Consider the following 23,795-nt stretch of genomic DNA (forward strand, 5'->3'; position numbering starts at 1 on the left):
TTGGCTTATCCCTAGGGCCGTGTCGCCATCCAGATCACATGCCGCGCGCCGCGTCCCTTGTGGGCGCGCACGCCGATTTCCTCGACCGTGAAGCCGGCGCGCTTCAGGCGCTGGGTGAAGGCGTTGTCGCGGGTCGAGGACCAGACCTCCAGCACGCCGCCGGGGCGCAGGGCGCGCCTGGCCGCCGCCAGGCCCGCTGGGCTGTAGAGGCCGTCGTTCTCCTTGCGGCTGAGGCCGCCGGGGCCGTTGTCGACGTCCAGCAGGATGGCGTCGAAGGCCGCCTCTCCAGCGCGGATCGGTTCGCCGACGTCGCCCAGGTGGACGCCGACGCGGGGATCGTCGAGGCTGGCGCCGTGCAGCTCGGCCAGCGGTCCCCGGGCCCAGGCGACGACGCCGGGCACGAGCTCGGCCACGACGATCCGGGCGTCCGCGCCGAAGGCGGCCAGGGCCGCGCGCAGGGTGAAACCCATGCCCAGGCCGCCGATCAGCACCCGGGCTTCCGGGCGTTGGCCGATCCGCTCGAAGGCCAGGGCGGCCATGGCTTCTTCCGAGCCGCTGAGCCGGCTGTTCATCAGCTCGACGCCGCCGGTCATGATCGAATATTCGGTCCCGCGCCGCATCAGCCGCAGGTCTTGGCCGTCGCCGGGCACCCGGGCGGTGTCGAGATGCTGCCAGGGGATCATGGGACCTCGTTCGGGGCCAATGGAAGATGGACGGGTGTCCCTCCCTCGAACGGCCGCTTGACGCAAGGACCCAGCGGCGCGACCTTCAAACCTAACAATGATAACCTACGGAGGATCCGCTCATGGCCGACGGTGCATCGCCCATCGCCACGTCGCTCAAGGACAAGGTCAGCGAGGCCGAATGGAAGGCGCGCGTCGATCTCGCCGCGCTCTATCGCCTGGTCGCCGTCCACGGCTGGGACGACATGATCTTCACCCACATCTCGGCCCGCATTCCCGGGCCGGAGCACCACTTCCTGATCAACCCCTACGGCCTGTTCTTCGGCGAGATGACCGCCTCGTGCCTGGTCAAGGTCGACCTGGACGGCAACGTCATCGACAAGACGCCGTACTTCATCAATCCGGCGGGCTTCACCATCCATTCGGCGGTCCACGCCGCCCGCGAGGACGCCCACTTCGTCATGCACCTGCACACCGACCAGGGCGTGGCGGTGTCCGCGAACAAGGAAGGCCTGCTGCCGCTGTCGCAGCATTCGCTAATTGTCTTGCCTCAACTCGCCTATCACGATTATGAAGGCATTGCGCTCAACCTTGACGAACGGGAACGCCTGGTGGCCGACCTCGGCGAGAAAAAGCTGATGATGTTGCGCAACCACGGCACCCTGTCCGTGGGGGCGACGGCGGCCGAGTGCTGGCTGGGCATGTTCTTCCTGGAACGGGCCTGCGCCCAGCAGGTGATGGCGCTGAGCGCCGGCCGCCAGAATGTTCTCGAGGCGCCGGAGGCCGCCCAGGCCGAGGTCCGCAGCCAGACCGGCATGGGCATGGGCATGATCGCGGGCCTGGCCTGGCCTGGCAGCCTGCGCAAACTCGACCGGGAGTCCCCCGGTTACGCGGATTGACGCCCAAGCGCCGAAAACGAAACGCCGCCGTGGTCCTCGGGACCGCGGCGGCTTTCTTTTGCGCGCTGGGTGGCCTATCCGGCCGGGCCTGGGCCGGCGCCTGGCCCATGAAGGACGGCGAGGGGTTGGTCATCCTCAAGTACGAGGACCAGAAGGCCGACACGGGCTTCGATCCGGATGGCGTGGAGGTGGCCATCGCGCGGCGTCGCGACCAGACGCTGTCGCTCTACGGCGAATACGGCCTGACCGACCGCCTGACCCTGCAGTCCAAGCTGGCGCTGACTCGCGGCCACGACGATTTTGTCGATTATGAGGGGCTGGGATCCGTCGAACTGGGTCTCCGCTATGCGTTGCTGCGTACGGATCGATCAGTCGTCAGCCTTTATCTGGGCGCCGCCAGGGATGGCGTGGGGCGCAACGCCGGCTATGCGGCGCCGGGACAGGGCGACACGGATCTGGAAGCGCGTCTGCTGGCGGGAACCTCTGGCCAGTGGCGGACCCTGCAGGGCTTCGCCGAGCTGCAGGTCGCGCGCCTGAGGCGCAGCGGCCTGGCCGACGAGACCAGGGTCGACGCCACGGCGGGCCTCAGACCCGCGCCCCGCTGGCTGTTGATGGTCCAGACCTTCGCCGGACAGGCGGATTCCCGGCCCATCAGATCGCGCTGGTGCAAGAGCGAAATATCCCTGACACGCGACCTGGGCGCCTGGAGCCTGCAGGCTGGATGGCGTCAAACGGTGCTGGGCCGCGAGACTCCGGCCGACCATGGCCCCGTCCTGGCCGTGTGGCGGCGGTTCTGATATTTCAGCACTGTAATATTTGGTCATTCGTGTGTCACTGGACGCAGGTTACGGCTGGCGGCTAATGAGCCGTTTTGTATTAGCTGAGCCGTTCCATTCCGGCGCCCGGAGCTTTTCGTGATCCGCAGACACTTCTTCCTCGTCGCGGCGGTCGTCGCTGTTCTGCTGATGCTGGTGGCCGGCGGCTTGAAACTGGCTTTCGGCAACAAGGCGTCGGGGCAGGGCGGCGCGGGTGGCGGCGGACGGGCGACGCCGGTGTCGCAGGTCGTCGTCCAGCCGCGCGTTTTCACGGACCGGATCGAGGTGCTTGGCGTCGCCAAGGGGCGCCAGTCGGTCACCATCACCTCGAACACGGCCGAGCTGATCACCGCGGTCCATTTCAGCGACGGGCAGGCGGTTTCCAAGGGCCAGGTCCTGGTCGAGCTGAAGGGCGACCAGGAAGACGCCGGCATCGCCCAGGCCAAGGCCCAGCTGGCCCAGGCCGATCGGGAGTACGCGCGATGGAAGACCCTGGCCGACAAGGGCATCGCGCCCCGCGCCTCGGCCGATCAGTATCTGGCCGCCCGTGACACGGCCCGCGCCGTCCTGGCCTCGGCCAGCGCCCAGAAGCTCGACAAGGTGATCCGCGCGCCGTTCTCGGGCCGCGTCGGCATCACCGACATCGCGCCGGGCGCCCTGATCAGTCCCGGGACCGCGATCGTCACCCTGGACGACGTCTCGCTGATCCGCGTCGATTTCTCGGTGCCCGACCGCTACCTGTCGATCCTGCGCGAGGGCTTGACGATTACGGCCAAGCCGGACGCTCTGCCGGGGCAGGTGTTCACCGGCCGCATCGCCCAGATCGACACCCGCATCGATCCGGCCACCCGCGCGCTCAAGGCCCGGGCCGAATTCCCCAACGCCGATGGCCGCCTCAAGCCCGGCATGCTGATCAAGGTCGGTATCGACCAGGGTCAGCACCAGAACCCGGCCGTGCCCGAGGCCGCCGTGCAGTTCGAAAGCAACCAGGCGTCGGTGTTCCTGATCACCAAGGGGCCCAAGGGTCTGGTCGCCCGCCGGGCCTCGGTGCAGACGGGCATTACGACCGACGGCTTTATCGAGATTACGTCCGGCCTGAAACCCGGTGACAAGATCGTCGGCGACGGCCTCAACCGCGTGCAGGACGGCGCGCCGGTCAGCGCTGGCGGTGACAAGGCTCAAGGCGGCCAGGGCCAGCGCAAGCAGAAGGCCGGCTGATGCTTTCCGACCTTTCCGTTCGCCGCCCGGTCTTCGCCGCGGTCGCCGCGATCATTCTCTGCGTCATCGGCCTGGCCGCCTTCACCGGCCTGCCGATCCGCGAACTGCCCAATGTCGATCCGCCGGTGGTGTCGATCTCGACCACCTATACCGGCGCCTCGGCCGAGGTCGTCGAGGAGCGCATCACCCAGGTGATCGAGCGCCAGGTCGCCGGCATCCAGGGCATCGACCGGGTCAACAGCTCCTCGCGCGACGGCCGCTCGCAGATCACCATCACCTTCACCCTGGACCGCGACCTCGACGCCGCGGCCAATGACGTGCGCGACGCCGTCAGCCGGGTGACCGCCAACCTGCCCGACCAGGCCGATCCGCCGCAGATCGCCAAGGCCCAGGCCGACAGCGCGCCGATCATCATCCTCAACCTGACCTCGACCACGCTGTCGCCGCTGGAGTTGGCCGACTACGCCGACCGCTACCTGGTCGAGCGGATGTCGACCGTGCCGGGCGTCGCCCAGGCCGGCCTCAACGGCCAGCTCTACGCCATGCGCATCTGGCTCAACCCCGACGCCATGGCCGCGCGCGGCGTGACCGTCGACGACGTCGAGACCGCGTTGAACAGCCAGAACGTCGAACTGCCGGCCGGCGCGCTGGAAAGCGACTCCAAGGACTTCACCATCCGGGTCGCCCGCGGCTATTCCAGGCCCGAGGACTTCCTGAAACTGCCGCTGCGCCCGGCCGACGCCAGCGGCTTCGTGCTGCGCCTGGGCGACGTGGCGCGGGTCGAGGAAGGCTCCAACGAACGCCGCAAGATCTTCCGCGGCAACGGCGTCAACCAGGTCGGCATCTTCCTGACCCGCCAGTCGCAGGCCAACGACGTGGCCATCTCCAAGGTGGTCGACGCCGAGGTCGAGGCGATCAACAAGACGCTGCCGGCCGGCACGCAGCTGATCAAGGCCGTCGACAACTCGATCTTCACCGCCGAGGCGATCCACGAGGTGTGGGTCACCATGGGCATCGCGATCGGCCTGGTGGCCCTGGTCAATCTGGTGTTCCTGGGCAGCTGGCGCTCGGCCCTGATCCCGTCGGTCGTCGCGCCGATCTGCATCCTGTCGACATTCATCGTCCTGGCCCCGCTGGGCTTCTCGCTGAACCTGCTGACCCTGCTGGCCCTTGTGCTGGCCGTCGGCCTGGTGGTCGACGACGCCATCGTCGTGGTCGAGAACATCCAGCGGCGGGTCGATGACGGCGAGCCGGCCAATGTCGCGGCTCTGCGCGGCACCCGGCAGGTGTTCTTCGCGGTGGTGGCCACCACCATCGTGCTGATCTCGGTGTTCGCGCCGCTGATGTTCCTGCCCGGCTATATCGGCCGGCTGTTCGTCGAGCTGGCCGTGGCCATCGCGGCGGCGGTCGGCTTCTCGGCCTTGCTGGCGCTGAGCCTGTCGCCGATGCTGGCCTCCAAGCTGTTAAGGCCGGCGGCTGGCGGCAACTGGTTCAACCGCAAGGTCGACTATGCGATGGACAAGCTGAAGGACAGCTACCGCCATTCGCTGGAAGGCCTGCTGGCGGCGCGATCGGCGAGCATCGGCACGGGCGCCGTGGTGCTGGTCCTGGCGCTCGCCGCCGGCGGACTGTTCTCGATGCTGCCGCAGGAACTGGTGCCGGCCGAGGATCGCGGCCGCGTCGACGTCACCATCAACGGCCCGGAAGGCGCCGGCTTCGACTACACGGTCAAGGCCGCCAACCAGGTCGAGAAGCAGCTGGAGAAGTACCGGGCCGAAGGGGTCGCCGCGCGGACCATCATCGCCGCGCCGCGCTTTGGCCAGAACCAGTTCAACACCGCCAACGGCGTGCTGGTGCTGAAGGGCTGGGGCGAACGCGACAAGACCGCCGACGAGGTGGCCGCCGAGCTGAACCGGTCGCTGAGCCGGATCACCGGCGTGCGCGCCGTGGCCAGCGTTCGCGGCGCCTTCCAGCGCGGCGGCGGCGGGGGCGGGGGCACCAATGTCGACCTGATCGCCACCGGCAACGACTATGTCGAACTGGCCAACTGGCTGAAACCGATCCTGGCCGCGGCCCAGGCCAATCCGGGCCTGTCGCGGCCGCGCATCGACTACGAACCCACCTCGCCGCGGCTGTCGGTGCAGATCGACCGCGACAAGGCCGCCAGCCTGGGCGTCTCGGCCCAGTCGATCGGCCGGGCTCTGGAGACCATGTTCGGCTCCCGCCGGGCCACGACCTACATCAAGAACGGCCAGGAATACGACGTCATCCTGCAGTCCAGCCTGGAGCAGCGCCGCAGCCTCGCCGACCTGGACCAGCTGCAGGTGCGCACCCAGTCCGGAACCCTGGTGCCGCTGTCGACCGTGGTCACCACGCAGCTGCGGGGCGACGCCCCCGACCGTCCGCGCGTCGACCGCCTGCGCTCGGTGACCCTGACCGCCCAACTGGCGCCCGGCTATACGGTCGGCGACGCGGTGACGTTCTTCCAGGACCAGGCCGCCGCCCACCCGAGCCCCGGCGTCAGCATCAAGTGGGGCGGCCAGGCCAAGGACTTCCTGGAGGCTTCGGGCGCCGTCGGCATCGCCTTCGGCCTGGCCTTGCTGCTGGTCTTCCTGGTGCTGGCCGCGCAGTTCGAAAGCTGGATCCACCCGGCCGTGATCATGCTGACCGTGCCCCTGGCGGTGCTGGGTGGGCTGTTCGGCCTGCTGATGACCGGTTCGACCATCAACACCTACAGCCAGATCGGCCTGATCATCCTGGTCGGGATCGCCGCCAAGAACGGTATCCTGATCGTCGAGTTCGCCAACCAGCTGCGCGACGAGGGCCTGAAGGTGAAGGAGGCGGTGATCGAGGCCGCCGCCCTGCGCCTGCGGCCGATCATCATGACCTCGATCGCCACGGCCATGGGCGCCTTGCCGCTGATGCTGTGGACCGGGGCCGGGGCGGGCAGCCGCACGACGATCGGGGCGGTGATCTTCACGGGCGCGATCTTCGCCACCCTGCTGACGCTGTTCGTGGTGCCGGTGTTCTACAACCTGCTCGCCCGCTTCACGAAGTCTCCGGAGTGGACTTCGCGGCAGATCGAGGACTATGAAGCCCGCGAGAAGAGCGGGGAGGGGCATGCCTCACCCGTCTGAACCGGGTGAGGAAGCATGGCTGAGGCCGTATTGGCGGCGAAGCGGCAGGAGCTTGCGCTCCTGCGACGCATCGAGGAACGCATTCTCTGGCTGGCCTCGTGGACGATCCACAACGCCAACCATCTGCGTGAAAGCCGCGACGGACTGAAGGTCGGCGGTCACCAGGCGTCCTGCGCCTCGATGACCACCCTGATGACGGCGCTCTACATGAAGGCGCTGCGGCCGCAGGACCGCGTGGCGGTCAAGCCGCACGCCAGCCCGGTGTTTCACGCGATCCAGCATCTGTTCGGCCGCCAGAGCCTGGAGAAGCTGAAGGCCTTCCGCGCCCTGGGCGGCGCCCAGTCCTACCCCTCGCGCACCAAGGACACCGACGACGTCGACTTCTCGACCGGCTCCGTCGGCCTGGGCGTGGCCATGACCGTCTTCGCCTCGCTGGCCCAGGATTACCTGGCCGCGCGCGGCGCGGTGAAGCCCGAGAAGATGGGGCGGATGATTTCGCTGCTGGGCGACGCCGAGCTGGACGAGGGCAACATCTACGAGGCCCTGATCGAGGCCTGCAAGCATGACATCCGCAACACCTGGTGGATCGTCGACTACAACCGCCAGAGCCTGGACGCGACCACCCAGGACCGGATGTTCACCCGCTATGGCGAGATCTTCGAGGCCGCCGGCTGGACCGTCGAGACGCTGAAATGGTCCAAGCGCCAGCGCGAGGCCTTCGCCAAGCCGGGTGGAGAGGCGCTGAGGGCCTGGATCGAGACCGCGCCCAACGATCTCTACGCGGCGCTCAGCTATCAGGGCGGAGCCGCCTGGCGCGAACGGCTGAACACCGACCTGGCCGGCGACGCCCACGCCCTCAAGCTGATCGCGGCCTACAAGGACGTCGACCTCGGCGAGCTGATGACCGAGCTGGGCGGTCACTGCATGGAGACCATCCTGGAGGCCTTCGATCGGGCCAGCCAGGACGATGCGCCGAGGGTCTTCATCGCCTACACCGTCAAGGGCCTGCGCCTGCCGTTCCAGGGGCACAAGGACAACCACGCCGGCCTGATGACCGAGGCCCAGATCGCCGAGCTGCGCGCGCGGCTCGGCGTGGTCGAGGGGGAGGAATGGGATCCGCTGTCGGGCCTTTCGGCGGCGGAGCACACCGCCCTCAAGGGGCTGGTGGCCAGGGCGCCGTTCGCGGCCAACATCGAGCGAGAGCACGTCGCGCCGGCCATTCCAACGCCATCCCCTGACGCCCTGCTGGCGGCCGTTTCGGGCGGCGGCGAGCAATCCACCCAGGCGGCGTTTGGCAAGGTGATGTTCGAGATCGCCCGTGGGGACGACGAGTTCGCCGGCCGTGTGGTGACGACGTCGCCGGACGTCACGGTCTCGACCAATCTCGGTGGCTTCGTGAACCGTCGGGGCGTCTTCCAGCGCCGGGCGCACGAGGACGTCTTCAAGCGCCGGCGCATCCCTTCCGCCCAGGTATGGTCCAAGGCCGAAACCGGCCAGCATGTCGAACTGGGCATCGCCGAGAACAACCTGTTCATCGCCCTGGCGGCCCTGGGTCTGACCGCGCCGCTGTTCGGCGAGCGGCTGTTCCCGGTCGGCACGCTCTACGATCCGTTCATCGCCCGCGGCCTCGATGCGCTGAACTACGCCTGCTACCAGGACGCCCGCTTCCTGCTGGTCGCCACTCCCAGCGGCCTGACCCTGGCCCCCGAAGGCGGCGCGCACCAGTCGATCGGCTCGCCGCTGATCGGCATGAGCCAGCCCGGACTGGACGCTTACGAGCCCGCCTTCGCCGACGAGACGGCGGTGCTGATGGCCCACGCCTTCGACCAGATCCAGGCCGAACAAGGGACCTCGACCTATCTGCGGCTGTCGACCCGGGTGATCGCCCAGCCGGAGCGCACGAATGACGCCTGGCGTCAGGGCGTGGTCGACGGCGCCTACTGGCTGCGTCCGCCGGCCCCCGGCGCGCGCCTGGCCATCGCCTACGCCGGCGCCCTGGCTCCGGAGGCGCTCGCGGCGTTCGAGGCGGTGCTGGAGGACGAGCCGGACGCGGGCCTTCTGGCCGTGACTTCGGCGGATGTCCTGCACCGCGACTGGACCGACGCCGGACGTTCGCGATGGACGAGCGGCGGAGCGCGCACCTCGACCATCGAAGCCCTGCTGGCGCCGTTGTCCCGGGACGCCGGCCTCGTGACGCTGATCGACGGGGCGCCCTCGACCCTCTCGTGGCTGGGCTCGGTGCGCGGCATGCGGTTGCGGGCGCTGGGGCTGGAGACTTTCGGGCAGTCGGGCGACCTGCCGGACCTCTACGCCAAGTATCGCCTGGACGCCGACGCCGTTCTGGACGCCTGCGCCGACCTGCTGGTTTAGACGGGGCGGTCCGGTCCCAGGACCACGCTCTGGATCAGGCCGTCGCGGATCGTATAGGTCGCGGTGACGCGGCTGTCCGACCACAGTTGGCCCGAAGTGGCGTGGATGGACACCTGCAGCTCGGCCCGCGCGCGGCCGTCGGCCAGGGTCTGGACCGACAGCAGGTCGATTTCCGGCGCGAGGGTCTCGAACAGTTTCCGGTAAAAGGCGCGCGCGCCTTCCTGTCCGACCACCTCGCCCTCGTCCAGATAGTTCCGGAACCGGGCCTGGGGATGGAAAAGAGGCGCGGCGGCGTCCGCGTCGCGACGGCCGATCGCCTCGTGCAGCCGAATGACAAGGTCGCGAGCCTCGGCCATGGTCAGAGCGTCCCGCGGGGCGCGATGCGGGCGGAAAAGGCGATGAAATCCCGCCGGTTACAAGCTTCGTGGACCTTGGTCAGCAGCGCGCCCGCGTCTTCCATGGCTTATGTCCCATCAGCCCTTGGGAGGCTTGTAACCCGTCTCGACCTTCAGATAGGCGATCAGGTCGATGCGGTCCTTGGGATCGTGCAGGCCCGCGAAGGTCATCTTGGTGCCCGGCATGAAGCCGCGCGGATTGTCCAGCCACTTGTCGAGATGCTCAGCGTCCCAGTCGAAGCCGGCGGCCGCGACGACGGGCGAATATCTGTAGTCAGGCTTGCTGCCCGCCTTGCGTCCGAACACGCCGTAGAGATTGGGGCCGGTCATGTTCGGTCCGCCTTCGGTGATGGTGTGGCAGGAGCGGCAAAGGGCGAACTTGCTCTGGCCGTTCATCAGGTCGCCGGTGTTGTACGGGGCGGGGAGGGCGGCGAGCAGGGCTTGCTTCTCCGCGTCGTTCGGCGCCGCCGCGGGCGTTGAATCCGCCGCCCCGTCGCCGGAAGCCCCCGCGCCGGGCTTCGAACAACCGGCCAAAAGGACGCAGGCCACCGCGGTGGCGGCGAGGTGAAACTGACGCATCTACTCGTTCCCGACTGACATTATGCCGCAAGCTGTGCGGCGTGGCGCCGCATTCATTTTCTGGCCCAACTGTGGGTTCCGCATCCAATATATAACGCCGTTATCCGGTCAAGGTCTCGCCACGTTTCGGCGAACACCCTGCGACAACGCGCGTTATCCCACAGAATGTAAAAGCAAAATGACCGATTACAAACCGTGGGTATGCACATAAAAAATTGACCAGAATTAACCATAAACGTACCCAGAAGGCGCCGGAGGGGCTGCTCCGGCGACCGGGTAGGAAAACAAGATCATGGACTGGAACGAAGAGCGCACCGCCACGCTTCGCAAGCTGTGGCTCGAGGGCATGAGCGCTAGCCAAGTGGCGCGTCAGTTGGGCGGCGTCAGCCGCAGCGCGGTGATCGGCAAGGTGCACCGTCTGGGCATCACCGTCCGCGAGGTCCCCGTCCGTCCGCGCACCGTGGTGCGCACCGCCGTTCGGGCCCAGCCCCGAGCTCGTGTGGTTCGCGATCCCTCCTCGACCCCGCGCCCCGCCCTTCGTCTGATCGAGATCGCCGAGATGGCGCCGACCGCGAACATCCTGGGCCTGGAGATCCATTCCTGCCGCTGGCCGATCGGCAATCCCGATTCCCACGACTTCGGCTTCTGCGGTCGCGAAAAGACCGCCCGCGGCTCCTATTGCGACGACCACGCTCGCGGCGCTTTCCGCAAGCTGGCCACGTCGTCCGAGGTCAAGGCCTGGGCTCGCCAACCGGCCGCCCAGATCGAACGCCACACCGCCTGACCGCCTCGAAGCCAAGCACCAGGACACCCCCATGAACATGGTCTTGATCGAAAACACCGCCGGCAGCAGCCAGGTGATCACCATCATCGAAGAGTTCGCCGGCCATTCCGTGTCGCGCGACCTCAATCCCGGCGAACACACCCGCATCCCGGTCGGTCAGTTCAAGTCGATCGTGGTGCGCGAGACCTATCCCGACGACTGGTTGACCCGGGCTCGCGCCCGCAACGCCACGATCCCGGACGCGATCGCCAGCTACGCTGCCTGACCCCTTTCGGGTCTTTTTATGAGCGAGAAATACACGGCCCCCGCGAACTTGTTCGCGGGGGCCGTCTCGTCTGGAACCGTATGGTTGACCTGACGTTAGCCACGATCGAACGATGTTCGCTGTCGTTCGCGCCAGGGGGAACGGCGTCGAGTTCCAAATGCATGCAGACGCGCGCATCCACGCGCGGGCAAGCGGAGCCGTGATTGTGTGTGGCTTCCGCGTGTGACATGAAGGCGCGCCACTTGGCGTGGGGGGGAACCATGTCAGAGCAGAAGCAAGAGGAGGGCCGCGGTTTGCCGTTGCCGACCTATGTCAGCTATCTGATGTACCAGACCGAGCAGCACCGGCGCGCCCTGGCGGCCGACTGCATCGCGCAGCACGGATTGAGCTTCGCCAAGTGGGTGGCGCTGGTGTCGCTGGCCCGGTTCGGCGAGTGTTCGATGACGCGCCTGGCGCGACTGTCGGCCGCCGACCGCACGACCCTGACCCGGTCGATCGACGGCCTGATCCGTGATGGCCTGGTCGAGCGCGGGACCCAGGCGTCCGATCGACGCAAGGTGGTGGTCCGCCTGACCGCGGAAGGCCAGAAGGTTCTTGGACGGATCCGCGAGGACATTCACCCCATCAACCAGGAAGTCTGCGCCGAGCTCACGGAAGAAGAGCAGATCAATCTGGCGACCTATCTCCAGAAGATCCTCGGCGGGCTGATCAGCGAGCCGGAATGGAAGCACGAGGTGCTGTCGTTCGGGGCCGGCCCGGCCGAGCCGGCCTGGAACCTGGGCTGAGAGACCCGCTTCAGGTCAGTCGTCGCCGCTGGGGCGTCCACGCAAGGCCTTGACGCCGGCCCGCTTGCCCTTGGTCTCCAGCCGCTTGAGCTTGCTGGAATAGGTGGGCTTGGTCGGTCGCCGGGGTTTCGGCTTCTCCGTCGCGCGGCGGATCAGCTCGACCAGCCTGTCGCGGGCGTCCTGGCGGTTCATCTCCTGGGATCGGCTGCCCTGGGCGAACAGGACGATGACCCCGTCCTGGGTCAGGCGGCTGCCGGCCAGGGCCTCGAGCCGCGTCTTCACGTCCTCGGGCAGGGTGGGGGAGTTGCGGACGTCGAAGCGCAGCTCGATCGCCGTGCTGGTCTTGTTGACGTGCTGGCCGCCGGGACCCGAAGCGCGCGCGGCCTTTTCGACGATCTCGTCGTCCTCGATCCGCAGCCACGAGGTGATCTCGATCATCGGACCACGCGCCTGGCCTTGACCACCGCGGTGTCGAGCGCCTGCAGGAACTTCGAGCGATCGGCGGGGCCGAAGGCCTTGGGGCCGCTGGTGATCTCGCCCATCGACCGTAGATGCTCGCCGATCATCCGCGAGGCCAGGGCCGAACCGATAGTGTCGGCGGTGAACAGCCGCCCCGTCGTGCCCAGCGCCTGGCCGCCGGCCTTCAGCACCCGGTCGGCCAACGGAATGTCGTTGGTGATCACCACGTCGCCGGGGCCGGCCCGCTCGGCGATCCAGTCGTCCGCGATGTCGGGGCCGGCGTCGACCACGATCTGCTCGATCGCGGGCGTCAGCGGAACGCGGATCCAGCTGTTGGAGACCACGAAGGTCTTCAGCCCATAGCGAGCGGCGACCTTGTAGACCTCGTCCTTCACGGGGCAGGCGTCGGCGTCGATATAGAGAACGGTCATGCGTCGTCTCGTAGCGCCTTCCCCAGCTGGGCGCCAAGCGTCGCGACCGCCTCGACGGCCACGGGCAGCACGTGGGTGAAGTTGACGAAACCGTGGGCCTGGCCAGGATAGACCTTCAGTGCGACCGGCGCTCCCGCCGCCTCCAAGGTCCTGGCGTAGGTCGCGGTGTCGGGATGGACAGGATCGAGCAGGTCCCCGCTGACCAGGAAGGTCGGCGGCGTCGCCGGGCCGACGGTGTCCAGCAGGGACGGCGCGTGGGCGCTGGCCAGTTGGGCGTTGATGTAGGCGACGGCCAGCCGTCCGATCAGCCGCGCGTCCCGCAGCAGGGTCTGGGCCCAGATTTCGTCGTCCAGGTGAACCAGCGGATAGAACAGGCCCTGGACCTTCACCGCGCCGGGGCGCCGCGTATTGGCTTCGTTGGCGACGGTGGCGGCCAGATAGGCCCCGGCGCTGTCGCCGGCCACCGCCAGGCGACCGACGTCGATTCCGAGGTCGGCGGCCTGGTCGAGCAGCCAGGCGAAGGCGGCCCGGGCGTCCTCGATCTGCGAGGGGAAGGGATGTTCGGGCGCCAGGCCGTACGCAGCCGACACGACGCGGACCCCGGCGGCGTCGGCCAGGCGCTGGCAGAGCGCGTCATGGGTGTCGATGTCCGAAATCACGAATCCGCCGCCATGGAAGAACAGGATCGCCGGGCCGGTGGATGTCGCCTGCATCGGTACGTAAAGCCTGGCGGCGCGTCTTCCGCTGGCGGCCTGAAAGTCGAGATTGCGGATCTGAGCCAGACGCGGAAGCTTGCGGTCGCGATGGGCGATGGCGAAGCGCACCGCGCGACGGACGCGCTCCAGGCCGAAGCGATGAGCGCTGGCCACCCGTTCGGCGAAGACGCTGTTCAGGGGCGCGTTCATCGATCTTCCCCTTGGCCGTCGAGCGGTGGAAGGCTTAGCTGGCCCAGGCCCGGCTGTCCATGTCGCGCCCGGCGGGGGCGAATCGACTGGCGGCCGCCATCCGAGATCTCGCGGCCTCGCCCTTCTCAGGGGGGGGCAATCTTCGCCCAGGGTTTGGGCGCCGGTCGCGCGGTTGCACGCTTTGCGTACAGGCGGCGGTTCTCCACAGCTTCACCGCAAAGGGGCGTGCACCTTGCCCTTGATTGGTCGCGCCGCCGCACTAGTTATCAACCCGTGGAGCCGCCCTTGGCGCTCCTGCCCTTCCTGGGCGTTTCCTCCCTAATGACTGCCCGGCCCTGGCGCCGGGCTTTTTTTTGGCCGTTTCGTGACCTGCGAGGCGACGAGGGCCGACGGCTTCGCAACAGACCGCAACATCGCGCCAACATCGCGGTGGGACCGTGCGCGCGACCGCCTTTGGTCGTCACGTCTGAGAGGACAAGACGTACATGACTTTCGCCAAACTGTTCGGAACCGCCACCCTCGCCGTCGCCGCCCTGAGCCTGGCCGCCGCGGCGCCCGCCTCGGCGGGCGGCCGTGATCCGCATCACCGCCACGAGCACAAGGTCTGCAAGTGGGAGCGCCATCACGGCCACAAGCAGAAGGTCTGCCGCTGGGTGCACGACTAGGCTCCCGTCCGGGCGGGGCGGGCGCCCGGATTCCGCCTTACGCGTCATAGTTTGATCGACGTGCCCCGATGCGCGCCGTAAACTCGGACTTCAAGCGACCTCGCCACCGGCGAACCACGGTCGCAGTGGAGACCGAGTATGGACAAGGCCGAAATCAATCGCGTCGTCGAGCGACATAAGGCCGAGCAGGAGGCCCTCGACCAACGGCTGGAAGACCTGCGCAGCGGCAAGCTTCAGGTCGGCTCGCCCACCGAGGACGGCGGCGTGCGGGACGAGACCCACGTCCACATCAGCGAACTGGAGCGGCTGCGTCAGTGGCTTGCCGAGAACGTCGCCCGCTACGAGGCGCTGCTGGGCGCCTAGAGCGCGTTGGGCGAAAGTGTGAGCGGTTTCGCCCGCCAAACGCGCTCTAGGCCTTTGACTCTAGGCCTGGTTCTTCAGGCCTTGTAGGCCGATCAGACCGATCGCCGCCATCAGCCGGTCGACCGTAACCCCTTCGACGGTCGGAACCCACTTGGTCAGCCAGATCAGCATGCCCAGCAACAACTGCACGACCAGCGATGACTCGCAGGGCGTGATCGAGCCGTCGTCGATGCCGTCCTGGATGATGTGCTCGAGGCGCCGGGTCAGGTGCTCGCTGCAGGCCGAGATCGCGTCGCGCTGATCTTGGTCCAGATAGGATCGGTCGCCGAAATAGAGCAGCGGCCCGTTGCGGGCGGATTCCACGAGCAGGGCCCTCAGAAACCGTTCCAGTCTTTCGAAGCCCGTCGCGCCATCGGTGCTGGTTTCGCTCAGGACCCGATCAAAACGCTGCAGCGAGCTCTGGTGGCAGGCGAAGACCAGGGCCTGCTTGTTGGGGAAGTAGTAGTAGAGGGCGGCGTCGCGCAGATCGAGCGCGGCGGCGATCTCGGTCATGGTCGCGAGGGCATAGCCCTTGGCGTTGATGATCTCGGTGGCGGCCCGGAGGATGGCGTCCCGTTTCTTGACGGACTTGGGGCTGTGGGACAGCGGCTTGTGGCCGTCCGGCGCGGTCGTCACGGTGTCGTCGTCGCCGGTCAAGGCCCCCGCTCCCCTGGCGTTCTCTTTACGGAACTTCCGCAGTGGTAGCGGGTGGGCGCCACCTTGAGCAAGCGCGCTGAATAACTGTGTTCTGTTTCATCTTAAAATTTCTAACTTGCCCTAGAATATCTGGGGTGTACTAGAATCGTCCCCAGGGCCGCGAACCGCCGGGACAGGCGCCGCCACCCAGGGGGAGACCAAGATGGCCGCGAACGTCGCGCAGGACCATGTCCGCGCCCTCGCCGAGGATGGCGCGTCGCGCGACCGGGCCGCCGTACCGTCCAACCGAATTCGAGACCGCCCGTGAGTTCCGCGTCGGCGCGGGCTCCGTCGGCGCGCGCATCACGCATTGAAAAACAATACGTCAGGTTCGAGGGAGAATAACGTGAAGAAGGTGCATTTCGTCGGCGCGTCGCTGCTGGTCCTGGCCGCGGCCGGACCCGTCCTGGCGCAGGACCAGGGCTCGCCCGCCAACGCCGCCTCGACCGTGGAGGAGGTCATCGTCACCGCGACCAAGCGGGAGCAGACCCTTCAGGACGTACCCATCTCGGTGGCGGTGACCGGTCAAAAGACCATCGAGCGGGCCCAGATCCGCGACCTGATCGACCTGCAGTCGGTCGTGCCCTCCCTGAAGGTCACGCAGCTCAACGCCGCCAGCCAGACCAACTTCGTCATCCGGGGCTTCGGCAACGGCAACGGCAATGACGGCATTGAAAGCTCGGTCGGTGTCTTTATCGACGGCGTCTATCGCTCGCGGTCGGCCGCGGCCCTGGACGACCTGCCCGAGGTGGAGCGTGTCGAGGTGCTGCGCGGACCGCAATCCACCCTGTTCGGCAAGAACGTCTCGGCGGGCGCGATCAGCATCGTGACCAAGCAGCCGCAGTTCGAGTTCGGCGGCAAGGCCGAGGTCGGCCTCGGCAACTACGATCAGCGCCAGGCCAAGGCGACGGTCACCGGGCCGCTGAGCGACACCGTCGCCGTGCGCCTGTCGGGCAGCGTGAACAAGCGCGACGGCTACGCGACCAACATCACGACCGGCAACGACGTCAACAACCGAGACCGCTGGTCGATCCGCGGCGACCTGCTGTGGGTTCCGACGGACCAGACCCAGGTCCGCGTCATCGCCGACTACAACAAGATCACCGAAATCTGCTGTGCGGTGAACGCGATCTATAATGGTCCCGCGACCCAGTTCATCGGTGCGCCGGCGCCGTTCGGCCTGGGCAAGCCGGTCGGCGATCCGAACCGGATCTTCGACCGCGACGTCGTTTTCAACACCGACCCGTCCAATCGCCTGACCGGCCAGGGGATCTCGGGCCAGCTCGATCACGACCTGGGTTTCGCCAAGCTGACGGCGATCACCGCCTATCGCAAGCAGACCAGCGCCTCGTACCAGGACGTGGATTTCACCGGCGCCGACCTGGCCAACAAGGACGACGGCAACACGATCAAGACCTTCACCCAGGAACTGCGCCTGGCTTCGAACGGAGAGGGTCCGTTCAGCTGGCTGGTCGGCGGCTTCTACCAGGACGAAAAGCTCGAGACCGGCCGGACGATCAACTACGGAAGCGACATCCGCGCCTATGCCGAAGGCCTGAGCGGTCAGGTCCCTGCCGCCTTGTTGAGCGCCTTGCCGGCGACCCTCCGCCCCGCCCTGACCGGCCGGTCCAACCTCTACGCCCTGGAGTTCCTGCAGAGCCTGGTCACTCCGCCGGTCGTTCCCGGCAAGACCTATTTCCAGGCCGGCCAGGGCATCGACGACGACTATGCGATGAAGCAGCGGTCCTATTCGCTATTCGGCCAGGCCGACTACAAGATCACGGACAAGCTGACGATCACCGGCGGCCTGTCGTATCTGAACGATCGCAAGCGCGTGGTTTCGGACGTGGTGCTTCGCGATCCGTTCTCGGCGCTGAACCTGCAGAGCGTGCCCCAGTTCACCGCCCTGGGCTTGCCGGGCAATCTCTACGGCGCCCTGGGCAGCCTGCAGTTCTACTATGGCAATTCGCCGACCCACGGTCCGGTCAACTTCCCCAACGCCAGCGAATCCGGCGAGCTGAAAGGCGACAAGGTCACCTACGCCGTCCGCGCCGCCTACGATTTCGGCTGGGTGAACGCCTATGTCAGCTATTCGACGGGCTGGAAGGCGGGCGCCTACAACCTGTCTTCGGACAGTCGGCCGCCGAACGCCAACGGCGTGGGCCGCACCGCCGCGCCGGAAGACGTCAGCGTCTACGAAGCGGGCCTGAAAGCCAACTTCCAGGGCGGCTACCTGAACCTCGCCATCTTCGACCAGTCGATCAAGGGCTTCCAATCCAACGCCTATACCGGCATCGGCTACAGCCTGGTCAACGCCGGCGAGGAGTCGGTGAAGGGCTTCGAGATCGACAGCGCCTACCAGCCGGTCGACTGGCTGTCGCTGACGGCTGCGGCGACCTACCTGGACCCGACCTACGACTCGTTCACCGGCGCGGCCTGCGTGAACTACGATACCGTCCGATGCCCGGTGAACCCGGCCACCGGCCGGCGTCCCAATTTCCGCGACCTGACCGGCGACCGCCCGGCGGGCATCCCCAAGTGGAGCGTCTCGACCTCGGCCACCGTCTCGCACGATCTGGGCAAGGGCTATGCCGGCTATCTGCGCGTCGAGTACGACTATGTCAGCAAGACGCAGCTGAGCGAGACGACCCCGCCGGACGTTGGGACCTGGGGGCAGAACGTCGTCAACGCCAGCCTGGGCGTGACCAACGACGCGCACCAGGTGGAAGTGACGCTGTGGGCGCGTAATCTGACCAACGACGAGAGCCTGGTCGCGACGTTCCCGACCGTGGCTCAGGACGGCAGCTACAGCGGCTATCCGACCCCGCCGCGCACCTATGGCGTGACCTTGCGCAAGACGTTCTGATCATCTCGGGACGCATATCCGCCGCCCGGTCCCTTCGCGGATCGGGCGGCTTTCTTTTCAGCCCGTCGGGAAGAAGGGTGGTGGTGCCGGTTGAGGGGATTGAACCCCCGACCTTCGGTTTACAAAACCGCTGCTCTACCGCTGAGCTAAACCGGCCCATTCGCCGGAACCCGGCGGGCGTTCTCCTTAGCCGCAAGGACGGGGGCCGGGCAAGGGTGGCCGCGACGTCATCCATTGCCGCGTCATCAAAGCACGCTAAGGTGGTTCCAAACAATCGTTTGGGGAGCGAATGCGGATTCGGCTGACGATGGCGGCGTCGATGGCGGCGATCGCCTTGGCTCCGATGGCGGCGCACGCGGCGCTCAAGCCCGCGCCGGCCGCGATCCTGGCTCCCGCGACGCCCGACGCCGCGGGCTTCTCTCCCGAACGCCTCGAGCGGCTGGACGCCTACATGCAGGGTCTGGTCGATCAGGGGCATTTGCCGGGCGCGATCACCCTGGTCGCCCGCCACGGCAAGATCGTCAGCCACGAGACCTTCGGCAAGAAGGCCATCGGCGGCGCGCCGATGACCAAGGACACGATCTTCCGGATCTACTCCCAGACCAAGCCGGTGACCGGCGTGGCGATGATGATCCTGTTCGAGGAGGGCAGGTGGCGCCTCGACGATCCGGTCACCAGGTTCGTGCCTGAACTGGCCAATCTCAAGGTCTACAAGGGCCAGAACCCGGACGGCAGCTTCATTACCGAACCGGCGGCGCGCGCCCCGACCATGCGCGAGATCATGAGCCACACGGGCGGCTTCGCCTATGGCCTGCGCACGGATCAGCCGGTCGAGAAGGCCTATCGCGACAGCGGCCTGCTGGGCTCCAAGACCCAGGCCGAATTCCTGGCCGCCCTCGCCAAGCTGCCCTTGGCCAGCCAGCCCGGAACCGAATGGCGCTACAGCGTCTCGGTCGACATCCAGGGTCTGATCGTCGAGCGGCTGTCGGGCATGAGCCTGGCCGACTTCATGAAGAGCCGCATCTTCGATCCGCTGAAGATGACCGACACCGGGTTCTGGGTTCCGGCGGCCAAGAGTGATCGCCTGGCGGCGCTCTACATGATCGATCCGAAGGCTCGGAAACTGGTTCCGGCCGACAGCTTCATGGTGCTGGATGTCAGCAAGCCGCCGGCGATCGCCTCCGGCGGCGGCGGGCTGGTCTCGACCACGGCGGATTACGCCCGGTTCGCCCAGATGCTGCTGAACGGCGGCGAGCTGGACGGCGCCCACATCCTCGCGCCGGGCACGATCGAGCTGATGGCCTCCAACCATCTGACCGACATCGTTATGGCCGCCCCGGACGCGGCGTTCTCCCCCACCAAGGGCGCAGGCTTCGGCCTCGACGTCGCGGTGGTCACCGACCCGGCCCGAGCCGGCACGCTGCGCGGGAAGGGAACCTACAGCTGGGGCGGCGCGGCCGGCACTTGGTTCTGGATCGATCCGAAGAACGATCTCTTCATGCTGGGCATGATCCACATCCTGGGCAAGGACGCCGATCCGGCCCTGGCCCGCATCGACGAGAACGCCGCGACGCTGGTCTATCAGGCCCTGGTCGATCCGGCGAAGTGACGAGAACAAGACCGGTTCGCTGGATCGGCTGAAGGAAGAGGCGGTCGCCCCAAGTCTTCGACATCCCCCAGCGGCTAGGCGCGCTCGGCGCCCGCCGCATTTCCGAAAGACCCTACCATGATGCAGAACCTGTTCTCCCTGAAGGGCCGCGTGGCCCTGGTCACCGGCGGCTCGCGCGGGATCGGCAAGATGATCGCCGAGGGCTTCCTGACCTATGGCGCGCGCCGGGTCTATGTCTCGGCCCGCAAGGCCGCCGCCTGCGACGCGGCGGCCGAAGAGCTGTCGGCGATCGGCGAATGCGTTTCGCTGCCGGCCGACGTCTCGACCCTGGAGGGGATCAACGGCCTGGTGGCGCGGATCGCCGAGCGCGAGGACAAGCTCGACATCCTGGTCAACAACGCTGGCGCGGCCTGGGGCGCGGAGTTCGACACCTTCCCCGAGAGCGGCTGGGACAAGGTCGTGGACCTGAACATGAAGACGCCGTTCTTCCTGACCCAGGCCCTGATCGGCCACCTGCGCGCGGCCGGCAAGGACCACGTGGCCAAGGTGATCAACATCGCCTCGATCGACGGCCAGTCGGTGACCAAGGACGAGACCTATCCCTACGGCGCGTCGAAGGCGGGGCTGCTGCACATGACCAAGCGCATGGCCCTGCGGCTGGCGGCCGACAATATCGCCGTCAGCTGCATCGCGCCGGGGGCGTTCGCCTCGGACATGAACAAGGTCGCCCGCGACCATGCCGACGCGGTGTCCAAGGCCATCCCGGCCGGCCGGATCGGCACGACCGAGGACATGGCCGGGGCGGCGATCTTCCTGGCCTCGCGGGCCGGGGACTATGTGACGGGATCGGCCGTCACGGTGGACGGCGGGGTCAGCTTCGCGCGCTGACCGGGCGCTCAGGGCTTGCCCGGGCTGGGGAAGCCCCCCAGCTCGGCCGGTTCGGCGTCGCTGAGCTCAACCCCGGCGTTGGAGCCGCAGCCCACGGGCTTGGGCGGGCGGGCGCCGCGCTCGCGGGCCGACATCAGGGCCCAGCCGCCGGGCTTGAGGATCTCCAGGGGCGAGAAGCGGGCCTTGTAGGCCATCTTCTCGCTGCCGGGCACCCAGTAGCCCAGATAGACGTAGGGCAGGCCGTTCAGTTGGGCCTGCAGGATGTGATCCAGGATGATGAACGAGCCCAGGCTGCGCTTGGTCAGGCTGGGGTCGTAGAAGCTGTAGACCAGCGACAGGCCGTCGGCGAGCACGTCGACCAGCACGCAGGCGATCAGGTCGCCGGGCCCGCGGTCCTCTGGGCGCAGGCGGTACTCGATCAGGTGGGTGCGGACCGCCGTGTCCTCGACCATGGCCACGTAGTCGGGCCAGGTCATCTCGGCCATGCCGCCGTCGGCGTGGCGGGTCAGCAGGTAGCGGCGCAGCAGCTCGAACTGCTCCAGCGTGGCCTCGGCCTCGACCAGGTGGCGTTCCAGGTCGGTGTTGCGGGTCAGGACCTTGCGTTCCGACCGCGAGAACACGTAGTCGGCGGCCGGGGCGCGGGCCGACTGGCAGGCGCGGCAGGTTTCGCAGGCGGGCCGGTAGGCGATGTTCTGCGAGCGACGGAAGCCGACCTGGGTCAGGCTGTCATTGACGGTGGGGCCGTCGGACAGCGGCAGGTGCGCGAAGACCTTCCGCTCCTCGCGGCCGGGCAGATAGGGGCAAGGCGTGGGCGCCGTGAGGAAGAAGCGCAGCTGTCGCGTCGGAAAATGCTGCGTCACGGAAAGTGTCCGATCCCTCTAGTGGCCTCGCCCGCTATATCGGGCCGATAAGGGATTAGGCGGCATCCGCGGCGGTTGCGCAAGCGCCTCGGCGCCGCTGAGCGTCATCACGCCGCAGTCGTCCTCAAAGCCCATCGGGAAGCACCGGTTTTTCGCGCAGGAGCACGATCGAGATGCGGCGGTTGCCGGGCAGGGTGGGGTCGTCCGCGTACAGCGGCTCGGAATTGGCCTTGCCCGAGACCTGGTAGATGCGGTCCTCGTCGACCCCGGCGCCGCGCAGCACCTGGCGCGAGGCGTCGGCGCGCCCGGCCGACAGCGACCAGTCGCTGTCCGAACGCTTGCCGGCGGCGCTGGCGCTGGTGTGGCCCGAGATGGTGATGCGGTTGGGCAGCTGGTTGATCACCTTGGCCACGGCGCGCAGGAGGGTGCGGGCGCGGTCGTTGGGCTCGCGCGAGTTCTCCTTGAACATCGAGCGGCCGTCCTGGTCGATCAGCTGGATCCGCAGGCCCTCGGGGGTCTGGTCGATCATGATCTGCTTGGACAGCTCCGCCAGCTCCGGCATGTCCTGCAGCGACTGGCGCAGCGACTGGGCGGCCGAGGCGAAGCTGTCCTGCTCCTTCTTGGCCAGGGCGTCGCGCAGGGCCTGCTCGCTGGCGGAGTCGAGGCTGGCCGAGGTCGAGCTCTGGCCGTCCTTGTCGGTTTCGGTGGGCGCTTCGGGGGCCATCTGCTGGATGACCGACATCTTGCCGTCGGCCTTGGCGCCGTCGTCGCCCAGCGAGGTGCCGCCCAGGATGCCGCCCGAGCCGCTGGTGGTGGACGAGATCGAGGCCGGGGCGAAATAGTCGGCGATGCCCTGCTTCTGCTCGGGGCTGGTGGTGTTCAGCAGCCACATCAGCAGGAAGAAGGCCATCATCGCGGTCACGAAGTCGGCATAGGCGACCTTCCAGGCGCCGCCGTGGTGACCCCCGCCGACGACCTTCTTGACCTTCTTGATGACGATCGGCTGTTCGCCGCTGACGGCCATTGCGCTTAAGCCTGCTTAACCCTGTTCGATCGAACCTGACGCCTGGACGTTAAAATGCCGTTGCGATCGGGGCCGCGAAGGGCGATGGACGGCCGTCGCCAAGAGGAGTTTCGCGGATGAAGACGGCGTTTATCGGCCTGGGCGTGATGGGCTTTCCGATGGCGGGCCACCTGAAGGCCGCGGGCCACGAGGTGACCGTGTTCAACCGTAGCCCCGACAAGGCCGCGCGCTGGGTCGAACGGCACGGCGGCGCCAGCAGGCCGACCATCGCCGAAGCGGTGGCGGGGGCCGAGCTGGTCTGCCTGTGCGTGGGCAATGACGACGACGTGCGCGACGTCGTGGCGCAGGCGCTGCCGGCCATCGGGGAGGGCGGGGTGATCGTCGACCACACCACGACCTCGGCCACCGTGGCCCGCGAGATGGACGCCGTGGCCCGCGCCGCCGGCCGCTGGTTCGTCGACGCCCCGGTGTCGGGCGGCCAGGCCGGGGCCGAGAACGGCCAGCTGACGATCATGGCCGGCGGCGACGCGGCCGCCTACGTCCGGGTCGAGCCGGTGCTTTCGGCCTACGCCAAGGCCATCCGCCTGATGGGGCCGTCGGGCGCGGGCCAGCTGACCAAGATGTGCAACCAGATCGCCATCGCCGGCGTGGTCCAGGGCGTGGCCGAGGCGCTGCACTTCGCCAAGCGCGCCGGCCTGCCGACCGACGACGTGCTGGCGGCGATCTCCAAGGGCGCGGCCCAGTCCTGGCAGATGGAGAACCGCTGGAAGACCATGTCGGAAGGCAAGTTCGACTTCGGTTTCGCGGTCGACTGGATGCGCAAGGACCTGGGCATCGCCCTGGCCGAGGCGGCCGTCAACGGGGCCAATCTGCAGGCCACGGCGATGATCGACGGGTTCTATGGCGAGGTGCAGGCGATGGGCGGTCATCGGTGGGACACCTCGAGCCTGGTGGCGCGGCTGGAGAAATAGGAGCGCCGCGCGGCCCCCTCCGGCCCTTCGGGCCACCTCCCCCAGAGGGGGAGGATCTACGCTGTTCAGATGCTCCCCCGTTGGGGGAG

23 protein-coding genes and 1 tRNA gene are annotated in these 23,795 nt (G+C 67.8%); 14 read left to right on the plus strand and 10 right to left on the minus strand.

The window, feature by feature from the left end:
• Window positions 1-11: 11 nt before the first annotated feature.
• Window positions 12-683 carry a spermine/spermidine synthase domain-containing protein gene (locus tag AC07NX_RS24635; protein ID WP_494645537.1) on the minus strand — a complete coding sequence of 224 codons (672 nt, stop codon included), beginning with the start codon at window positions 681-683 and terminating at the stop codon, window positions 12-14.
• A gap of 122 nt (window positions 684-805) precedes the next feature.
• Between AC07NX_RS24635 and AC07NX_RS24640 the strand changes: the two genes are divergently transcribed.
• From AC07NX_RS24640 to AC07NX_RS24660, 5 genes are all read left to right on the plus strand, one after another.
• On the plus strand, window positions 806-1,582 hold the full coding sequence (locus AC07NX_RS24640; protein ID WP_145685940.1) for a class II aldolase/adducin family protein: 777 nt from the start codon (window positions 806-808) through the stop codon (window positions 1,580-1,582).
• A 107-nt stretch (window positions 1,583-1,689) separates the two neighbouring features.
• Complete coding sequence (locus AC07NX_RS24645; RefSeq protein WP_494645540.1) at window positions 1,690-2,379, plus strand: hypothetical protein; 690 nt, start codon at window positions 1,690-1,692, stop codon at window positions 2,377-2,379.
• 117 nt (window positions 2,380-2,496) lie between these two features.
• A complete protein-coding gene (locus AC07NX_RS24650; protein WP_494645542.1) occupies window positions 2,497-3,615 on the plus strand; it encodes an efflux RND transporter periplasmic adaptor subunit in 1,119 nt (372 codons plus the stop codon).
• Window positions 3,615-6,752: an efflux RND transporter permease subunit gene (locus AC07NX_RS24655; RefSeq protein ID WP_494645544.1), complete on the plus strand. Its 3,138-nt coding sequence runs from the start codon at window positions 3,615-3,617 to the stop codon at window positions 6,750-6,752. Before AC07NX_RS24650 ends, AC07NX_RS24655 begins: the two co-directional genes overlap by 1 nt.
• 15 nt (window positions 6,753-6,767) lie before the next feature.
• A complete protein-coding gene (locus AC07NX_RS24660) occupies window positions 6,768-9,122 on the plus strand; it encodes a thiamine pyrophosphate-binding protein (protein ID WP_494645546.1) in 2,355 nt (784 codons plus the stop codon).
• On the opposite strand, the gene AC07NX_RS24665 is transcribed toward AC07NX_RS24660, so the two are convergent.
• Together AC07NX_RS24665 and AC07NX_RS24670 are read right to left on the minus strand one after the other, a co-directional pair.
• Window positions 9,119-9,478: a nuclear transport factor 2 family protein gene (locus AC07NX_RS24665; protein WP_494645548.1), complete on the minus strand. Its 360-nt coding sequence runs from the start codon at window positions 9,476-9,478 to the stop codon at window positions 9,119-9,121. The genes AC07NX_RS24660 and AC07NX_RS24665 overlap by 4 nt on opposite strands.
• A gap of 117 nt (window positions 9,479-9,595) precedes the next feature.
• Window positions 9,596-10,096, minus strand: a complete 501-nt coding sequence (locus AC07NX_RS24670) for a c-type cytochrome (protein ID WP_494645550.1) — start codon at window positions 10,094-10,096, stop codon at window positions 9,596-9,598.
• A gap of 292 nt (window positions 10,097-10,388) precedes the next feature.
• On the opposite strand from AC07NX_RS24670, the gene AC07NX_RS24675 reads away from it, so the two are divergent.
• From AC07NX_RS24675 to AC07NX_RS24685, 3 genes are all read left to right on the plus strand, one after another.
• Window positions 10,389-10,880, plus strand: coding sequence for a GcrA family cell cycle regulator (locus tag AC07NX_RS24675; RefSeq protein ID WP_494645552.1), 492 nt, complete (start codon window positions 10,389-10,391; stop codon window positions 10,878-10,880).
• A 31-nt stretch (window positions 10,881-10,911) separates the two neighbouring features.
• Entirely contained in the window at window positions 10,912-11,145 is a 234-nt protein-coding gene (locus AC07NX_RS24680) for a hypothetical protein (RefSeq protein ID WP_035078323.1), read from the plus strand.
• Between the two features lie 260 nt (window positions 11,146-11,405).
• A complete protein-coding gene (locus AC07NX_RS24685; protein ID WP_494645555.1) occupies window positions 11,406-11,930 on the plus strand; it encodes a MarR family winged helix-turn-helix transcriptional regulator in 525 nt (174 codons plus the stop codon).
• Between the two features lie 15 nt (window positions 11,931-11,945).
• Here the strand turns inward: AC07NX_RS24685 and arfB are convergent, their stop codons facing one another.
• Genes arfB through AC07NX_RS24700 form a run of 3 tightly spaced genes read right to left on the minus strand, consistent with a single transcriptional unit; the run spans window position 11,946 to window position 13,725 of the window.
• Window positions 11,946-12,368 carry an alternative ribosome rescue aminoacyl-tRNA hydrolase ArfB gene (gene arfB, locus AC07NX_RS24690; RefSeq protein WP_035078319.1) on the minus strand — a complete coding sequence of 141 codons (423 nt, stop codon included), beginning with the start codon at window positions 12,366-12,368 and terminating at the stop codon, window positions 11,946-11,948.
• On the minus strand, window positions 12,365-12,820 hold the full coding sequence (locus AC07NX_RS24695) for a YaiI/YqxD family protein (RefSeq protein WP_494645557.1): 456 nt from the start codon (window positions 12,818-12,820) through the stop codon (window positions 12,365-12,367). The genes arfB and AC07NX_RS24695 overlap by 4 nt, the downstream gene beginning before the upstream one ends.
• Window positions 12,817-13,725, minus strand: a complete 909-nt coding sequence (locus AC07NX_RS24700; RefSeq protein ID WP_494645559.1) for an alpha/beta hydrolase — start codon at window positions 13,723-13,725, stop codon at window positions 12,817-12,819. The genes AC07NX_RS24695 and AC07NX_RS24700 overlap by 4 nt, the downstream gene beginning before the upstream one ends.
• A gap of 485 nt (window positions 13,726-14,210) precedes the next feature.
• Here AC07NX_RS24700 and AC07NX_RS24705 point away from each other — a divergent pair, with 485 nt between their 5' ends.
• A complete protein-coding gene (locus AC07NX_RS24705; protein ID WP_494645561.1) occupies window positions 14,211-14,390 on the plus strand; it encodes a hypothetical protein in 180 nt (59 codons plus the stop codon).
• Between the two features lie 138 nt (window positions 14,391-14,528).
• The gene (locus AC07NX_RS24710) at window positions 14,529-14,753 is read left to right on the plus strand and encodes a hypothetical protein (RefSeq protein WP_494645563.1); all 225 of its coding nucleotides are present in this window, start codon (window positions 14,529-14,531) and stop codon (window positions 14,751-14,753) included.
• A gap of 60 nt (window positions 14,754-14,813) precedes the next feature.
• Here the strand turns inward: AC07NX_RS24710 and AC07NX_RS24715 are convergent, their stop codons facing one another.
• Window positions 14,814-15,449: a TetR/AcrR family transcriptional regulator gene (locus AC07NX_RS24715; protein ID WP_494645565.1), complete on the minus strand. Its 636-nt coding sequence runs from the start codon at window positions 15,447-15,449 to the stop codon at window positions 14,814-14,816.
• A gap of 385 nt (window positions 15,450-15,834) precedes the next feature.
• On the opposite strand from AC07NX_RS24715, the gene AC07NX_RS24720 reads away from it, so the two are divergent.
• A complete protein-coding gene (locus AC07NX_RS24720) occupies window positions 15,835-18,354 on the plus strand; it encodes a TonB-dependent receptor (RefSeq protein ID WP_494645567.1) in 2,520 nt (839 codons plus the stop codon).
• Between the two features lie 81 nt (window positions 18,355-18,435).
• Here AC07NX_RS24720 and AC07NX_RS24725 read toward each other — a convergent pair.
• A tRNA-Thr gene (locus AC07NX_RS24725) sits at window positions 18,436-18,510 on the minus strand.
• Window positions 18,511-18,643: 133 nt separating this feature from the next.
• Between AC07NX_RS24725 and AC07NX_RS24730 the strand changes: the two genes are divergently transcribed.
• Window positions 18,644-19,963, plus strand: a complete 1,320-nt coding sequence (locus AC07NX_RS24730; protein WP_494645569.1) for a serine hydrolase domain-containing protein — start codon at window positions 18,644-18,646, stop codon at window positions 19,961-19,963.
• 120 nt (window positions 19,964-20,083) lie between these two features.
• Complete coding sequence (locus tag AC07NX_RS24735; RefSeq protein WP_494645579.1) at window positions 20,084-20,851, plus strand: SDR family oxidoreductase; 768 nt, start codon at window positions 20,084-20,086, stop codon at window positions 20,849-20,851.
• A gap of 8 nt (window positions 20,852-20,859) precedes the next feature.
• Here the strand turns inward: AC07NX_RS24735 and AC07NX_RS24740 are convergent, their stop codons facing one another.
• The gene (locus AC07NX_RS24740) at window positions 20,860-21,711 is read right to left on the minus strand and encodes an arginyltransferase (RefSeq protein ID WP_494645571.1); all 852 of its coding nucleotides are present in this window, start codon (window positions 21,709-21,711) and stop codon (window positions 20,860-20,862) included.
• Window positions 21,712-21,835: 124 nt separating this feature from the next.
• A complete protein-coding gene (locus AC07NX_RS24745) occupies window positions 21,836-22,735 on the minus strand; it encodes a flagellar motor protein MotB (protein ID WP_494645573.1) in 900 nt (299 codons plus the stop codon).
• A gap of 116 nt (window positions 22,736-22,851) precedes the next feature.
• Between AC07NX_RS24745 and AC07NX_RS24750 the strand changes: the two genes are divergently transcribed.
• Window positions 22,852-23,706: an NAD(P)-dependent oxidoreductase gene (locus AC07NX_RS24750; protein WP_494645575.1), complete on the plus strand. Its 855-nt coding sequence runs from the start codon at window positions 22,852-22,854 to the stop codon at window positions 23,704-23,706.
• Window positions 23,707-23,795 lie beyond the last annotated feature (89 nt).

This window comes from Caulobacter sp. GW821-FHT09A05 (assembly GCF_059418465.1).

What these genes read in the sequence shown, in the direction of transcription:
- AC07NX_RS24635 (WP_494645537.1), bottom strand. Translation starts at nt 683, where the DNA reads ATGATCCCCTGGCAGCATCTCGACACCGCCCGGGTGCCCGGCGACGGC.
- AC07NX_RS24680 (WP_035078323.1), top strand. Translation starts at nt 10,912, where the DNA reads ATGAACATGGTCTTGATCGAAAACACCGCCGGCAGCAGCCAGGTGATC.
- AC07NX_RS24640 (WP_145685940.1), top strand. Translation starts at nt 806, where the DNA reads ATGGCCGACGGTGCATCGCCCATCGCCACGTCGCTCAAGGACAAGGTC.
- AC07NX_RS24700 (WP_494645559.1), bottom strand. Translation starts at nt 13,725, where the DNA reads ATGAACGCGCCCCTGAACAGCGTCTTCGCCGAACGGGTGGCCAGCGCT.
- AC07NX_RS24670 (WP_494645550.1), bottom strand. Translation starts at nt 10,096, where the DNA reads ATGCGTCAGTTTCACCTCGCCGCCACCGCGGTGGCCTGCGTCCTTTTG.
- AC07NX_RS24710 (WP_494645563.1), top strand. Translation starts at nt 14,529, where the DNA reads ATGGACAAGGCCGAAATCAATCGCGTCGTCGAGCGACATAAGGCCGAG.
- AC07NX_RS24695 (WP_494645557.1), bottom strand. Translation starts at nt 12,820, where the DNA reads ATGACCGTTCTCTATATCGACGCCGACGCCTGCCCCGTGAAGGACGAG.
- AC07NX_RS24665 (WP_494645548.1), bottom strand. Translation starts at nt 9,478, where the DNA reads ATGGCCGAGGCTCGCGACCTTGTCATTCGGCTGCACGAGGCGATCGGC.
- AC07NX_RS24655 (WP_494645544.1), top strand. Translation starts at nt 3,615, where the DNA reads ATGCTTTCCGACCTTTCCGTTCGCCGCCCGGTCTTCGCCGCGGTCGCC.
- AC07NX_RS24750 (WP_494645575.1), top strand. Translation starts at nt 22,852, where the DNA reads ATGAAGACGGCGTTTATCGGCCTGGGCGTGATGGGCTTTCCGATGGCG.
- AC07NX_RS24685 (WP_494645555.1), top strand. Translation starts at nt 11,406, where the DNA reads ATGTCAGAGCAGAAGCAAGAGGAGGGCCGCGGTTTGCCGTTGCCGACC.
- AC07NX_RS24660 (WP_494645546.1), top strand. Translation starts at nt 6,768, where the DNA reads ATGGCTGAGGCCGTATTGGCGGCGAAGCGGCAGGAGCTTGCGCTCCTG.
- AC07NX_RS24705 (WP_494645561.1), top strand. Translation starts at nt 14,211, where the DNA reads ATGACTTTCGCCAAACTGTTCGGAACCGCCACCCTCGCCGTCGCCGCC.
- AC07NX_RS24735 (WP_494645579.1), top strand. Translation starts at nt 20,084, where the DNA reads ATGCAGAACCTGTTCTCCCTGAAGGGCCGCGTGGCCCTGGTCACCGGC.
- AC07NX_RS24645 (WP_494645540.1), top strand. Translation starts at nt 1,690, where the DNA reads ATGAAGGACGGCGAGGGGTTGGTCATCCTCAAGTACGAGGACCAGAAG.
- AC07NX_RS24730 (WP_494645569.1), top strand. Translation starts at nt 18,644, where the DNA reads ATGCGGATTCGGCTGACGATGGCGGCGTCGATGGCGGCGATCGCCTTG.
- AC07NX_RS24745 (WP_494645573.1), bottom strand. Translation starts at nt 22,735, where the DNA reads ATGGCCGTCAGCGGCGAACAGCCGATCGTCATCAAGAAGGTCAAGAAG.
- AC07NX_RS24675 (WP_494645552.1), top strand. Translation starts at nt 10,389, where the DNA reads ATGGACTGGAACGAAGAGCGCACCGCCACGCTTCGCAAGCTGTGGCTC.
- arfB (WP_035078319.1), bottom strand. Translation starts at nt 12,368, where the DNA reads ATGATCGAGATCACCTCGTGGCTGCGGATCGAGGACGACGAGATCGTC.